We start from the raw sequence: 14,506 nt of genomic DNA, 5'->3' as shown, positions 1-14,506 counted from the left end.
CGCGACCGATTCATTTTAATTCCACAACAACCGCAGCTGCTCCCTAATCCCATCAATTAAATCCAAAGGCCCTACACCGTAACTAGAAAGCATCACGGACTTCTCTTCCCCTGCTCTGGCATGCAGATAACTCGCAACAACCATCGACTCAACTGGAGAAGCCCCCTGCGCTAAAAACGAAGTAATCATCCCCGTCAACACATCACCGCTCCCACCCTTGCCAAGCGCATCATGGCCATGCGGATTAATAAACACATTTCCATCTGGGGTAGCAATAACCGACCGGTGTCCCTTTAACAACAAATAAACACCGTAATCTTTCGCAAAAGTCTTCGCAATCCCTATTCGGTCCTCTTCCACTTCTTTCACCGTCTTATTTAACAACCTCGCCATCTCGCCAGGATGGGGCGTAAAAATGACATCCCCTTTATATTGCCGTACCAAATTTAACTCGTCCCGAAGCAAATACAAAGCATCTGCATCAACCACAACCGGCTGGGTAGTCAATAACGATATCAATGATTTCATCCAAGCCTCACCACCAGGAAATCGGCTAATCCCCGGACCCATCGCCACACTCGTAAATTGATGCAGTAAAGATGAAAGTTGATCAATCGCCTTGATAGAAAAATGTCCTTCCTCATCCCGCAACGGCAAATATAATGACTCAGGATTTTGTGCGGCAGCCATTGGATAGATACTCTCCGGTACCGCTAATGTGACTAGGCCTGCACCAGAATTGAGCGCTGCTTTTGCCGAAAAAATCGGTGCACCAACATAGAACTTGGATCCCCCAACAACCAGAACATGACCAAATGTCCCCTTATGACCATCCTTTGGCCTTACCGGAACCGAATTAGCAACTAGATCCTCCGTAATTAAACGAGGTAAATTTATACCCAAATCCTCAACTATTGATGGCGGCACGGAAATATCAACCGCCTTCCATTCACCCACAAACTTTGGACCATCCTCTAAAAAGAACCCTTTTTTAGGAAAAACAAACGTCACTGTCATTGAAGCTTTGACTGCTGTCCCCTCTACCCTTCCGCTATCACTGTTAACACCAGAAGGTATATCAACAGAGACAATTAGTTTTTTCCCTGCCTGTTCATTTATCATGGATATGATGGCTCCGAAAGGTTCCCTAACAGTCCCAATTACACCAGTCCCTAAAAGTGCGTCAACAATCACATCGGCCTGTTCCATTTCCGACTGAACCAATTCAAGCGTACTGTCATGTAAAAAAAGAATCGGTAACTGCCGGGTCCGATAGACGTCAAAATGTACCTTCGCATCCCCTTTAATCTTATCAGGGGGTACTACCAAACCTAACTGCAAATCATATCCCAAATCACACAGTCTTCTTGCAATAACAAATCCGTCCCCGCCATTATTCCCGCCCCCTGCGAGCACTAAAATACGAGGATTCTCACAAGGAGAACCCGAAATAATTTCCTCCACTACCCTTGCTCCAGCATTCTCCATTAAGACGATTCCCGGCAAGCCAAGCTTGTCCATCGTATATTGGTCCATTTGCTGCATTTCTTTTTGACCTGCTATAAACATTATACTCGCTCCTTCTTCCAGTCCTTTCCCTTATTATAAACCTTACCCAAGCTCAAGACAGTTTAGATCCACATGAATTTGAAAAAACAAATAGGTTAAATTATATACGAGCAACTGTTTAGTTGCTCAAAAAAAATCGTCGGGAGTGATGTATCATGGGTAGAAACAAACTTTTGGTTCCTGGTTCAGGCGATGTCCTTAATCAAATGAAAGAGGAAATTGCCAACGAGTTTGGAGTTCAACTTGGTGCTGATACGACCGCACGAGCAAACGGCTCAGTCGGCGGCGAAATGACCAAACGTTTGGTCGCATACGCTGAGCAAGCATTGCGAAATCAGCAAGGTCAATAACCTATGCGATTTCAAAAGGGTGTCCTTATTTGGACACCCTCTTTTATCAACATTTAATTGGCAAACAGAATTTTGATTTCGCCCTCTGCCTCCACCATCCTGCCAAACCGATATCCTTCAATTAGCACATGTCGTTCATGATCGGTTAAACGGCGGTTCCATTTTGTTTCTAAATACATAATCACTTCGTTATAAAAAATTTCCGGATAATCAAAAGGGGTATTCATCAAATTCTTCTCCTCCTTTTCTTAATCGCCTTTGCTTTTATCCATCATGTCCAAAATCTCGACTATTTAAAATAGGATGACCGCAAACACGGCGAAAAATCATAAACGAGATTTGGAATAATCCCTTTTTAATAAATTATGCAAGAACTTAAAATCTGTATAGTCCAATCATAGTAGGCAAGAATCATTATTTTTTTAAAATAGGGAACAATAGTTGTGAAACTGGTTGTAAACTATGTAAACTGGCAAAAACCGGTTTATGATTATTATATTATGGGAAAGCGGTGAACGTGTTTATGAATCAGGATTTTTCAATCAATCACGAACAGATGCCTAACTTTAAAAGTCATGAAGAAGCACGCACTTATTTCAAAAACCTTTACGGCGATCGGTTTTTACTAAGAGGAACAGATATTCGCGAGGGAACAAAAGTCACCATGTATCATCTTGTGAAAAATCCTGAGATATATCAGCCATATATGGAAAGTTTTTCTCATGAGGTGAAACATGAAATTACAAACATGGATGTCTTTAAAAGCTATAATACGATTGAAATAGATGAAAATGGAAACGTTCATTTTCAATCTTAACAAAGAAAAAAGGGAGCATTATAAGTGTAACGGGTTCCTAATCTATCGGAATACGTGAACTTGTACCTGAAAATATAAAATGCAAATGAACTTGCACCACAAATGTGGTGCTTTTTGAATGTGAATAAAAATAGTTCAGACATAATTGAACTTAGCTGCTTCAAAATTTAATTTCGAAGCTTTCTTTTACTAACGCCTCCGTAAGTTTAACAAGCCCATTATCTTTTACTGCACATTTAGTTGGTACCGTTTTTTAACATTAAAATAAGTTTTTTTATTTTTACGTTCTTTATTAGCCTTTATTCCATACGCTTAATAATGGGGAGTGAAAACTAATGCAAAATGAGAAGTTTGATATCGAGATACTTAAATTAATTGAGAATAAACTTGATTATATTTACTCTATAGCTAAATCTAATTACAATGATAACCCCGAATTAATGGATACTATTGAAAATTTAGCTCAGGTAGCAAATATCTTTGCAAAAAGTAGAATTCAAGAATTAAAAGGTCATGTCATCACCTCAAGTCCACAAGGATTCATAGTGTCTAAAATAGCTAACTCATATTCTAGAATGCAAAATTATGAGAAGCAAAAACAAGATATTAACGTTCCGCCTTGGAAGCTATAATGCTTCTTTTTTTGTTCTAAAGACCATAACTTTTTATACATGCCCCACATTCTTAAACTCATGCACAAAATAAAGAAAACTTGAAATAATTAATGCGAATTTAAAGGAAAAAACATCCTATATGTCGAAAATATTATAGATAAAGGGGATGACCCAATGAATAAAGTGGATTTACTAAAAAATCTTCGCAATGCCAGTCGAGGTAATTTTTTTTCAACAGAGATTCCTAAGGCATCTAACGAGAATGAAAAAAAGATTGAAGAATGGGTTGGAGAATTAGAGAGTGAAGGAAAAATCAAGTTGAGAGAATGTGTACAGCGAGAAGACTCAATTTATTTACACGGAATAATAAAGTATGCATCGGAATAATCCGGTGCTGCTTGCAAGATCGGACTTAATGTCTTAATAGCATCAAAAGAAAAAGCCAACAAAAGTTGACCTTTAACTTTTTAATCATTAATTTTCATTTCTAATCAAAGCATCTATTTGTTTTTGTGAAAGTTGCTCACGATCAATCTCAATATCTTTTCCGCTGCCAATCAAAACTAGATCATCGTGACTTGATATCGGTTTTCTTCCTCTTGGTACAGATTCTGTATATTTTTTCCACTCACCATTAATCTTTGCGAGTGAGACATCACCTCTTTTCATCATCAAACCATCTATACTTTTCGGCATCATCAAACCTTTTATAAATTGTTTATTTGAAAAATAAAAATCTTCTTCCATTTTTTCATCTCCTTATTAGTTATTAGTATAACCCATTATTTTAAGTGCCTTCCCTCTTTAAATATTACATGGTAGTTTCTTTTCCAACTAATTTTCGAATGAAATGAATAAGGAAGGTACTTAAGAAAATTCCAATTAGGATACTAAAAAACACAAATTCATCCATATGGAATCCAAAAGCCGAAACAATCATTTTCACCCCAATAATCGCTACAAGGATAAAGGCTGTTGTCTCGAATTCGGGCACTTTTTCGATAAGAGCAAGAAAAAGGTGCGCGACTCCCCGCATCATCAAAATTCCGATGACTCCACCAAGCAGTAAAATCCACTCTTGATTTGAGACACCAAACGCGGCAATGACACTGTCAAAACTAAAGGCTATGTCCATCAGTTCTACCGTTAACACGGTCCGCCAGAAGCCTTTCTTTCGACTTTGAACTTCGTCATCCTCTTCATTTTTAGTTAAAAAGTTTTGAAATACAATCCAAAGCAGATAGTGACCGCCGATTATTTTTATCCAAGGGATAGTTGTTAGAGTTACGCCAATCCCAATTGCTATTATTCGAAAAAAATAAGCCCCAAATATCCCATAAAATAAGGCTTTCCTTTGCTGTTTCTTCGGAAGATGTTTGACCATCACCGCTAAAACAAGGGCATTATCAGCAGACAGCAGGCCCTCTAGGATAATCAAGGTACCAATTACTCCCCAGCTGGCTGGATTCGTAAATACCTCATTAAAGGCCTCCAGTGAAAAAATCGTACTGTAACTATTTAATATACCTTGTAAGAAGTCCATCTGGATTTATTTCTCCCTTTCCCATTCCAGTAATGTTTGTCCCAATTTAACAGGTTTGTCTCCTTACTTAAATGTATGAATGGCTTATGAATATATGACTGGCATTCTTTAACATAAAAAAGCCTGTACTCCTAGAAAGTAATGGAGTACAGGCCTTAGTTCTTATTCTTTAATCGAGCCAATAAACCGCTCAACGACTTTTTCCTATGTAATAAGTTGATTATAGAAATAATAATTTAAAAATTCAATTTTCTTGCTTGCACTAGTAAGACAAGCGGAAGGCGCGTGGAGCTGGACAATTCTCGAAGTCGAATTTTATACTTATCTTTAAGAAAAGCCGATTTCTTTTTAGAAACCGGCTTTTTAATCATTTGAAAATAGTGGCAACAACCTGGTCGTATGTCATCTTACTGTCGACCACGAAAACACCTGGGCGTAATTTGTTTTCAAGCCCTTTTGCCTCGATATCCTTTGAAAAATCAAAGGCGTTCTTAACAATATTCGCGGATACAAGGATTCTTCCTACATCAATACTGGTCATTCCGTCTGCTACATTAATGACAACACGTGTTTCTGTTTTAGCTGCATCGGTAGCTGCAGGAGCCGCTTTTGTTTGAACTGATGCCTTGGCATCCTGCACTTGCTTATCATTTTCAGCCTTCGTTTGGACGACATAGCCCTTTGCTTCCAGCTGTGATTTCATTTCATCATCAGATGGCTGAACCTTCTCAGTTGATGTAGTGACTGATGATTTAGCAGTTGAATTGGCAACATCATTTTTTCCCGAAAGATAAATTGCGCCACAAATCGTGGTGGTAATCAGCATACCGGCTGCAAAACTGCTAAGTAAATTAATTTTCATTTGCAACCTTTCTCCCTTCCTTTAATGTCCGGTAAGGAGCGAGCATTTGTTCAATCTTCTCTACACTTACTTGTTTCATATCGGCAATGCTTTCGGTTGAGTAATTGCGGTTCGCTAAATCGAGTACCTCACGAATGAAGACTTTATCTTCAGAAGTAAGTTGAACGCCTGCTTCCCTCATGACGACTTCGATATCAAGTTCAATGTTCCTAATTGCATCTTGAATTGCATTGATTTCCTTCATAGTAGAGATATGAATTAAATCAATTTGCTTATGTTCTGCCTTTGATGCTTGAGATGTCCTGTAAATTGAAATTACTAGTAATATAACAGAAATCCCGAATAATCCGGCTAAAGTCCAAACCATCATTTTTAATACCCTCCAATAGTTTATAACAAATATATATTATACAACCAATCTAGTTTTTTTGCCTATTTTAACTGCAAAATACGGCTAAAGTCGTAGAAATTTGGCATATTACGGAGAACCAGGAAATATTTCTGTCTAATAATAGCAACCTCTAGTAATTACATTGCGACAAATAAAAAAGTGATGAGACAAAAATCTCATCACTAATTATTTAAGATTGGAAAATTTGGTCAATTTCTTTAATTTCATCATTAGTTAACTGGATCTCCAATGTTTTAAGATTATGGAGTACATGTTCTGCCCTTTTTGCTCCTGGGATGATAACATCAATAGCCTCGCGGGTCAAATACCACGCAAGAACAATATGTGTTACTTCTGCCCCCTTTGCATTGGCAATTTTGCGAATGCGCTCCACTCTTTCAAGTGTATCTTCGAAAAACTCCTTTTTGAAAAACTTCCCGCGCTTTTCTTCTAGATTCGTGTTCTTATCATATTTACCTGTCAATAAACCAGAGGCGAGGGGGAAGTACGGGATAAAGGAGATTCGATTGTTGTTGACGTAAGGAAACAATTCCCTCTCCGCTTCACGGCTTAGTAAATTATATTCACCTTGGTACACATCAACATATCCATCCTTATTGGCCTCTTTCAACTGCTCAATGGAAAAATTAGAAACCCCGATGGCTCTAATCTTCCCTTCATCCTTCAATTGTTTTAATGCCCCTACCGCTTCATCCTTCGGTGTATCTTGGTCAGGAAAATGGATATAAAATAAATCTATGTAATCTGTTTGCAGCCGCTGTAAGCTCTCTTCAACGGCTTGTTTTAAAAAGGCTGGAGAATTATCAAGGACGATGTCTTTTCCGACGAATTTATGGGCTGCTTTAGTAGCGATGACAATCTCCGAACGACTGCCGTTTTCTTTTACAACTTCCCCAATAATCTCTTCAGAACGTTTTGGACCGTAGATAAAAGCGGTATCCAAGAAATTAATCCCGTTCGCGAGTCCGTTACGAACTAATTCCCTGCCCGCTTCTTCGTCAAGGTTTGGGAATAGATTGTGACCACCTACAGCATTGGTGCCCAGACCAATCGGATTGACATATAAATCGGTTTTTCCAATACGAACTTGATTTGACATTTACCAATCATCTCCTTATTTTACATATTTTTATGATAACAAACATTGGATAAATAGACTAAGTGAAAGACTTTAAAAAAATCAGACTCCTTAATTCAGCCTCAGTATATTTACCCTTAATGCCTTGTTTATTTTGAAAATAAAGATAGATTTCTTCATTGGAATAATCCTCTTTTAAACCTTTTATAATCGTTGCTAAATAAGCATGTGAAGGCTTTTTGCATTCGATATCATTGACATCCCACGATGCAGTAAACGTAAAAATTGGATAACCCTTTTCCTCCCCTAAATATAAAATGTTCCCGTACAAGGCATTGCGGCGGAATACTTTCGAACCCTTTTTGATAACCTCATTTAAATCAACCATAAAATCTATTCCGTTATTTTCCTGACTAACTACATCTATAAACTGCTCCAAAGTGATTAAGTATTTCTTACTATATGTAACATAACTGGGATCTTGGGTTAACCCAAGAAACGCCACCCCTTGTGATTCCCATTTTGCTGCCTCTTTTGCAAAGTAAAGGGGAAAATTCATGGTAAAAGTGGACGAAGCTACTGGAAGCGAGGGATCTTTGCATCCTGTCTCCATCTTTGTAGAGCCTTCTGGTTTACCCCCTTTTATGTAACATAAAAAACGATCAGTATTAATATTTGAACCATAACTTGCATACCAGACATAATTTTTGTTCACTAATTATCCAGCCTTTCTTCCCTTTTTCCTTATATTGTAACACTAATCGGGCTGTACGATATTGGCTCACAGCTTATGATTACTCACAATTTAGCTAAAACTACTTATATTAATTCCTTTTCTATTAGGAGGACAACATGAAACTAACCGATACACTTGTACAATGCTTAGAAAATGAAGGGGTTGAATACATTTTTGGAATAGTCGGCACCGAGACACTCGATCTAGCCGATTCCCTTTCAAAATCAACAAAGATACAATATGTTAATGTCAGGCACGAACAAGGCGCGGCCTTTATTGCTGATGTCTACGGAAGATTATCAAAAAAGGCAGGCGTCTGTTTATCAACACTTGGGCCAGGTGCTGCTAACCTCGTTACAGGCATCGCAAGCGCTCAACTTGACCATTCCCCGTTAGTAGCCTTAATTGGTCAGGCTGGGATTGAACGCCAGCATGGTGAATCACATCAATATATGGATATTGTCAAACTACTAGAACCTGCAACAAAATGGAGCACACAAATCCAAGATCCCAAAATGGTTCCGGCGGTGATCCGAAAAGCTTTCAGACTTGCACTTATGGAGAAACCAGGTTCAGTTGCGATCACCCTGCCAGAAAACTTTGCGGCCGAACAGATTGCAAATACGCCTTTACCGGTTACGCCAACACCTGAAACAGTTCCGGATGCAGAATCACTAAACACTGCCAAGGAACTTATTCAAAAATATACTAAACCCTTCATTATTATAGGAAATGGTGTAATCCGACAAGAGGCTGTCCAAGAGCTTATAAACTTTAACAACAGCCTTCAATCTCCTGCCACTCACAGTTTTATGGCAAAAGGGATTTTACCACCAGAACACCAACAGAATTTTTTCACATTCGGGTTCAAAGAAAACGACGCTGTTCTTGCTGGTATAAATGAAGCCGACCTTTTAATTGTCATCGGCTTTGATTTTGTCGAACAGCTGCCAAATGCTTGGAATAAAAACAAACTCCCAGTTTTACATATTGATCCATTGCCAGCAGAAGTAAATGAATATTACCCGGTTCAGTGTGAGCTTGTCGGAAATATAAAGAAGACACTTGAAGCCCTAAACCAAGCAGAAATAACGGTTAAATCCTGGCTGCCATCAGGTGACCTGCAAGCTCAAATTAAAACAACCTATCAAATAAACCAAAACCAACAAGAATCACTGAACATTGAGAATGTTCTTCACCTAATTGAAAAATATACTCCCGAGAACACGATTGTCATTTCCGATGTCGGTGCCCATAAAGTATCTATCGCCAAAACCTATCAGCCTAAAAAACCGGACCGGTTAATCATGTCAAATGGACTGGCCACCATGGGGATTGCCATCCCAGGTTCAATCGGGGCAAAACTGGCCTGCACTAATGACCCTGTTATATGTATTACCGGTGACGGCGGCGCTCTCATGAATTTTGCTGAACTCGAGACCGCTAAGCGTCTGGGTCTCTCGTTTACCATTATTGTTTTGGACGATTCGATGTTAAAACTTGAAGTAAAACAAATGAACAAAAAGTTTGGGAACACCTACGGAGTAACCTTCCAAAACCCAGATTTTGTCCAGCTCGCCCAAAGCTTCGGAGTTAAAGGAATCAGGCCTAAAACATTAGCCGAACTGGAAATCATTCTTAAAGAACCGCAACAAGAAATCGTGCTAATCGACCTTGTCACACAAAATCCCCAGTAAGCCTGGAATATGGTATACTTCCCAGAATATGTAGATAGAAAGTCTTATCTTAGGGAATGTAACTTTTTATATTTTGGAAAGTTACAAAGTTACAAAACAAATAAACAAGAAAAAGGCAGTACTCATAACCATGTCGGTTACAGGTATTGCTTTTTTGTTATAGAACAAACTAAACTGTACTATATCAACGGTTCAGAAAATTGTAACTGATTCCTACAACTTTCTTACTTTTCTTGACTATATCGCCAAGAAAAGCCTGTTACATTTTTATAATAAAAATTCTGTTGTAACTAATTTTGCATCCTGTTACAATAAAATCATAGAATTTATAGAAAATTTATAAAATTCTAATTGTTGGTGTTCTAACCGATTGGAGGAGTGCTTGTTGTCAAGATTACCAAAAGTGAATGAATTAGGTTTCTTTGAAATCCGACTTGAATCCATTGGCGGTTTAGGAGCCAATTTGGCCGGAAAGATGCTTTCTGAGGATGGAGTTGTTGGAAACGGACTCAATGGAGTCGGTTTTTCATCATATGGATCCGAGAAAAAAGGATCGCCTGTAAAAGCACACATTCGTTTTTGTGACCCAGAAACGAATATACGGGACACGACACCAATTGAACGTCCACATGTAGTCGGCATTTTCCATGATGCCCTTTTCAAAACCATTGATTGTACCAGTGGGATTTACCCCGATAGCACCATCTTAGTGAACTCACAAAAAACTCCTGACGAACTCAAACATGCAATGAAAATCCCTGGCGGAACCATCGCTATCGTTGATGCAACAGGGATTGCCCTCGAAGAACAAACCAAAGCCAATACTGCCATGTTAGGGGCACTCTACCGAATTTTGAATTTCTTAGACCCAGAGTCGATGAGACAGACCATTCACCGCACCTTCGAAAAGAAATACCCACACTTAGTCGAACCAAACATTCGTACCTTTGATCGTGGTTTTAATGAAGTTGAATTCCAAACCTACCTAATAGATGAAAAGACAACCCTAAAACCATTTAAACGCGCAGAACCACTGCTCGGTTACGAAACTCAGACAATTGGCGGGACGATCATCAATCCAGGAAACAGTATCTTAAAGGACTTGAGTATATCCCGTGCCGGAATGCTGCCACATTTTCATGAAGATAAATGTATTAATTGTGCAGCCTGCGATACCGCTTGCCCTGACTTTTGTTTTGTTTGGGAAGAAAAGGAAGATAAACGGGGCCGGCCGCAAATGTTCCTGCAAGGGATTGATTATCAATATTGTAAGGGCTGCTTAAAGTGCGTTCATGCTTGTCCTGTTGACGCTCTATCAAGTGAGCGGGAATATAATGACGGCTACGCAGACAAAAACCGTGTACCTCATTTATTTGATCTAGCGATTCGAAACTAAGGAAAGGGCGGGAATTTATGTCCATCGAAATAAACCAAGAAAATATAACCGTTCCAAAAGGAACAATTGAACAAAGTATAGTGTTTGAATCTGGTAATGAAATGGCGGCCTATGCGGCCCATCAAATAAATTATCATGTAATGGGCTATTATCCGATCTCTCCTTCGACCGAGGTTGCACAGTTCCTTGATGGAATGAAAGCAAAAGGTGAACATGATATCGTGTTAATTCCTGCTGACGGTGAACATGGCTCTGCAGGTATTTGTTACGGTGCGTCAACTGGGGGCGGACGTGTATTTAACGCGACGAGTGCCAATGGCTTTTTATATATGTTAGAGCAGCTCCCTGTTCAATCCGGTACCCGTTTTCCAATGGTATTGAATTTGGTCAACCGCTCTGTGTCTGGCCCTTTAAATATTCATGGCGATCATTCCGATCTTTATTTCGCCTTAAATACAGGCTGGCCGATTTTAATGGCCCGTGATCCTCAAATCGTCTATGATATGAACATTATTGCTATTAAACTAGCAGAAGATCCTGAAGTTCGCCTTCCGGTCATCGTCTCTTTCGACGGTTATTTCACCTCTCACCAAAAACGGCGGGTTCAGGTCGTGAAGCATAGAGCGGATGTTCAAAAATTTATTGGCGAGCCGCCAAGGAACTTCCCTCATGCGTTGGACCGTGAGAATCCTGTCACAATCGGCCCCTATATGAATGAACCTGATTATATAAATAACTGCTATCAACAGTCAGTAGCGATGTATAAGGCAGAGCAGGTTTTCGAAAGAATTTCCCACGAATATGAGGAGTTAACCGGCCGGGAATATCCTGTTCTAGATTTGTACCGAATGGATGATGCGGAGCTTGCCGTATTCATGCTGAATTCAGCTGCTGAAGTATGTAAAGATGTGGCTGACAAACTTCGTGCACAAGGAATCAAAGCTGGGGTCATCTCCCCAAATATGATTCGTCCATTCCCGCAGCAAAAGTTAGCCGAAGCACTAAAAAATGTTAAAGCGGTTACAGTTGGTGACCGTGCAGATTCTTACGGTGCACATGGCGGAAATATGGCCCTCGAAGTAAGAGCTGCACTTCAAACCGTTGGAAACAGCCATACGAAAGTAGTAAACCGTGTGTACGGATTGGGCGGCAAAGACTTCTATGCAGATGAAGCTGAAACTTTTTTCCAATTAGCTCAAGAGGCTGCTGAAAAAGGTTTCGTTGAGAAGCCATTCGACTATTTTGGCCATAATCCAGGTAAACTGGAATTTGCTCCAAAACGCGTCTTAAATCCAATGAAAAAAGAAGACCTTAATACAGGTCTTATAACCGTAACTCCTGACGAAAAAACAGGAGAATTAAAAGTAAAAATCCCTCCATTAAGGAGCTTAACGAAAAAACCGAAACGCTTGGCTTCGGGACACGGAGCATGCCCAGGATGCGGAATATTCTCAGGATTAGAGTTGTTTTTCAAAGGAATTGAAGGAGATATCGTGGCGCTATTCCATACAGGATGTGCGATGGTTGTAACAACCGGATTCCCTTACAGTTCTCACAAAGCAACCTATATTCATAATCTCTTTCAAAATGGTTCGGCAACATTATCTGGACTGGTTGAAATGTTCCATGAGCGAAAACGCCGCGGTGAATTAGATGAACTGGGTCTCTCTGACGATTTTACCTTTGTCATGGTCACCGGTGACGGAGGAATGGATATCGGGATGGGCCCTGCAATCGGAACGGCACTTCGAAATCATAAAATGATTATTCTTGAGTACGATAACGAGGGTTATATGAATACAGGCAGCCAGTTATCCTATTCGACGCCTATGGGTCACATGACAAGCACTTCAAGTGTTGGGAAATTCCAAAAAGGAAAACCTTTCCACCACAAGGACACAGCGCAAATTATGGCTGCGACTCATATCCCATATGTCTTCACGGGAACGGAAGCATTTGACCGAGATCTTTTAAAAAAGGCTGCGAAAGCCCAATGGTATGCCAATAATGAAGGCTTAGTTTACGGAAAGATTTTAATTACCTGCCCTTTAAACTGGAAATCGAAAGATGAATTAGGCCAGTCGATTGTCGAGGCTGCGGTTAATTCCTGCTTCTTCCCTCTCTATGAGGTTGAAAACGGAATTACCACGATCACCTACGATCCTGAGGCTAAGAACAAACGATTACCTGTTACTGATTGGCTGAAGTTGATGGGAAAAACCAAACATCTGTTAAAAGAAGACAGCCAAGACTTATTGAAAATGTTTGATGAAGAAGTAGAACGCCGCTGGATGAAACTAAAGGCGAAGCACGAAAGTCCATATCTGTAAACTTAAAAGATCCCGCTGTGAACTCTCTCACAGCGGGATCTTTCTATTCAAACAACGGACTTACTGCTTTTTCATTATGAATCCGTTCAACAGCTTCCGCTAACAATGGGGCAACGGATAAAGTGGTGATTTTATCGATTCGCTGCTCCTCCGGCATTTGAATCGTATTGGTTACGACTAATTCTTTAATTGGAGAAGACTCAATCTTACTAATCGCATCCGCAGAGAATACAGGATGAGTACAGCATGCATAAACCGTCTCTGCTCCTCTCTCCATTAGAGCATTAGCAGCCAAAGTAATAGTTCCACCCGTATTAATTAAATCATCGACAATTATCGCATTTTTACCTTCGATATTCCCAATAACATTCATAATCTCAGATTCCCCAGATTCTTCCTGTCTTCGATCAATTAGGGCAATTGGAGCATCTAAAATACTCGCTAACTTTCTAGCTCTAATAACGGCACCATTATGAGGAGCAACTACAACAACATCCTCTAAGCCTTTTTTCTCAAAATAATTTCCTAGGATTGGATTGGCTATAAGGTGATCAACCGGGATGTCAAAAAATCCCTGTACTTGCGGCGCATGAAGGTCCATTGTCAGGACTCTAGTAGTACCGGCTGTTTCTAAAAGTCTTGCAACTAATTTCGCTGTAATAGGCTCACGCGGTCTAGCTGTACGGTCTTGACGAGCATAGCCATAGTAAGGTATAACAACGTTGATCATACCGGCTGAAGCTCTTTTCAAAGCATCCACCATTACGAGAAGCTCCATAATATTGTCATTAATGGGTTGTGAAGTTGATTGCACCAAAAATACATCATTACCCCTAACACTTTCTTCAATATTAACTTGAATTTCACCATCACTAAATTGAGTGCTAGAGCTCTTTCCTAGTTCACAGCCCAAAAGCTTAGCCATCTCATTAGCTAACTCACGATTCGAATTTAATGAAAACATTTTAAAGCTCTTCTTCAGTTGATATGTCACCTTTGATCCCCCAAAATTTGTTTATTGATTCATTATTAACGCATGTCCATTATCCTATTCTACATGAATAAATGAGATCAGGGTAGATTTTGTACTTAAAAAAAATAG

General features: G+C 39.5%; 16 protein-coding genes. 7 read left to right on the top strand and 9 right to left on the bottom strand.

From position 1 onward, the window contains the following. Positions 1-15 precede the first annotated feature (15 nt). Positions 16-1,569 carry an NAD(P)H-hydrate dehydratase gene (locus AAHB15_RS08610; RefSeq protein WP_342042202.1) on the bottom strand — a complete coding sequence of 518 codons (1,554 nt, stop codon included), beginning with the start codon at positions 1,567-1,569 and terminating at the stop codon, positions 16-18. A 155-nt stretch (positions 1,570-1,724) separates the two neighbouring features. Here AAHB15_RS08610 and AAHB15_RS08605 point away from each other — a divergent pair, with 155 nt between their 5' ends. Beyond that, entirely contained in the window at positions 1,725-1,919 is a 195-nt protein-coding gene (locus AAHB15_RS08605; RefSeq protein ID WP_098533645.1) for an alpha/beta-type small acid-soluble spore protein, read from the top strand. A 53-nt stretch (positions 1,920-1,972) separates the two neighbouring features. Here AAHB15_RS08605 and AAHB15_RS08600 read toward each other — a convergent pair whose 3' ends face one another. Continuing rightward, positions 1,973-2,146 carry a hypothetical protein gene (locus AAHB15_RS08600; protein WP_335572211.1) on the bottom strand — a complete coding sequence of 58 codons (174 nt, stop codon included), beginning with the start codon at positions 2,144-2,146 and terminating at the stop codon, positions 1,973-1,975. Positions 2,147-2,442: 296 nt separating this feature from the next. Here AAHB15_RS08600 and AAHB15_RS08595 point away from each other — a divergent pair, with 296 nt between their 5' ends. From AAHB15_RS08595 to AAHB15_RS08585, 3 genes are all read left to right on the top strand, one after another. Then, positions 2,443-2,736 carry a hypothetical protein gene (locus AAHB15_RS08595; protein ID WP_335572210.1) on the top strand — a complete coding sequence of 98 codons (294 nt, stop codon included), beginning with the start codon at positions 2,443-2,445 and terminating at the stop codon, positions 2,734-2,736. Positions 2,737-3,071: 335 nt separating this feature from the next. Next, a complete protein-coding gene (locus AAHB15_RS08590; protein ID WP_335572209.1) occupies positions 3,072-3,368 on the top strand; it encodes a hypothetical protein in 297 nt (98 codons plus the stop codon). A gap of 156 nt (positions 3,369-3,524) precedes the next feature. Beyond that, positions 3,525-3,737, top strand: a complete 213-nt coding sequence (locus AAHB15_RS08585; protein WP_144565057.1) for a hypothetical protein — start codon at positions 3,525-3,527, stop codon at positions 3,735-3,737. Between the two features lie 87 nt (positions 3,738-3,824). Here AAHB15_RS08585 and AAHB15_RS08580 read toward each other — a convergent pair whose 3' ends face one another. From AAHB15_RS08580 to AAHB15_RS08555, 6 genes are all read right to left on the bottom strand, one after another. Then, the gene (locus AAHB15_RS08580; RefSeq protein ID WP_335572208.1) at positions 3,825-4,097 is read right to left on the bottom strand and encodes a hypothetical protein; all 273 of its coding nucleotides are present in this window, start codon (positions 4,095-4,097) and stop codon (positions 3,825-3,827) included. Positions 4,098-4,161: 64 nt separating this feature from the next. Then, on the bottom strand, positions 4,162-4,893 hold the full coding sequence (locus tag AAHB15_RS08575; RefSeq protein WP_144565063.1) for a TerC family protein: 732 nt from the start codon (positions 4,891-4,893) through the stop codon (positions 4,162-4,164). 367 nt (positions 4,894-5,260) lie between these two features. Beyond that, positions 5,261-5,755, bottom strand: a complete 495-nt coding sequence (locus tag AAHB15_RS08570) for an aminodeoxychorismate lyase (protein WP_342042201.1) — start codon at positions 5,753-5,755, stop codon at positions 5,261-5,263. After that, positions 5,745-6,125, bottom strand: a complete 381-nt coding sequence (locus AAHB15_RS08565; RefSeq protein ID WP_342042200.1) for a hypothetical protein — start codon at positions 6,123-6,125, stop codon at positions 5,745-5,747. Before AAHB15_RS08565 ends, AAHB15_RS08570 begins: the two co-directional genes overlap by 11 nt. A gap of 211 nt (positions 6,126-6,336) precedes the next feature. Next, entirely contained in the window at positions 6,337-7,266 is a 930-nt protein-coding gene (locus AAHB15_RS08560) for an aldo/keto reductase (RefSeq protein ID WP_342042199.1), read from the bottom strand. A 58-nt stretch (positions 7,267-7,324) separates the two neighbouring features. Further along, on the bottom strand, positions 7,325-7,960 hold the full coding sequence (locus AAHB15_RS08555; protein WP_335572204.1) for a hypothetical protein: 636 nt from the start codon (positions 7,958-7,960) through the stop codon (positions 7,325-7,327). Positions 7,961-8,097: 137 nt separating this feature from the next. Here AAHB15_RS08555 and AAHB15_RS08550 point away from each other — a divergent pair, with 137 nt between their 5' ends. The 3 genes from AAHB15_RS08550 (at position 8,098) to AAHB15_RS08540 (ending at position 13,404) form a co-directional block, all read left to right on the top strand. Continuing rightward, on the top strand, positions 8,098-9,678 hold the full coding sequence (locus AAHB15_RS08550) for an acetolactate synthase large subunit (protein ID WP_342042198.1): 1,581 nt from the start codon (positions 8,098-8,100) through the stop codon (positions 9,676-9,678). Positions 9,679-10,063: 385 nt separating this feature from the next. Beyond that, positions 10,064-11,074 carry a 2-oxoacid:acceptor oxidoreductase family protein gene (locus tag AAHB15_RS08545; protein ID WP_335572202.1) on the top strand — a complete coding sequence of 337 codons (1,011 nt, stop codon included), beginning with the start codon at positions 10,064-10,066 and terminating at the stop codon, positions 11,072-11,074. A 17-nt stretch (positions 11,075-11,091) separates the two neighbouring features. Then, on the top strand, positions 11,092-13,404 hold the full coding sequence (locus AAHB15_RS08540) for a thiamine pyrophosphate-dependent enzyme (protein ID WP_342042197.1): 2,313 nt from the start codon (positions 11,092-11,094) through the stop codon (positions 13,402-13,404). Between the two features lie 43 nt (positions 13,405-13,447). Here the strand turns inward: AAHB15_RS08540 and AAHB15_RS08535 are convergent, their stop codons facing one another. Then, a complete protein-coding gene (locus AAHB15_RS08535) occupies positions 13,448-14,398 on the bottom strand; it encodes a ribose-phosphate diphosphokinase (RefSeq protein WP_255295281.1) in 951 nt (316 codons plus the stop codon). Between the last annotated feature and the right edge of the window lie 108 nt (positions 14,399-14,506).

This window comes from Bacillus sp. OTU2372, from assembly GCF_038440275.1.
Lineage (GTDB): Bacteria > Bacillota > Bacilli > Bacillales > Cytobacillaceae > Neobacillus > Neobacillus bataviensis_B.
The sequence above is the reverse complement of the archived record's forward strand: the minus strand, read 5'-3'. Positions and strand labels throughout refer to the sequence as shown.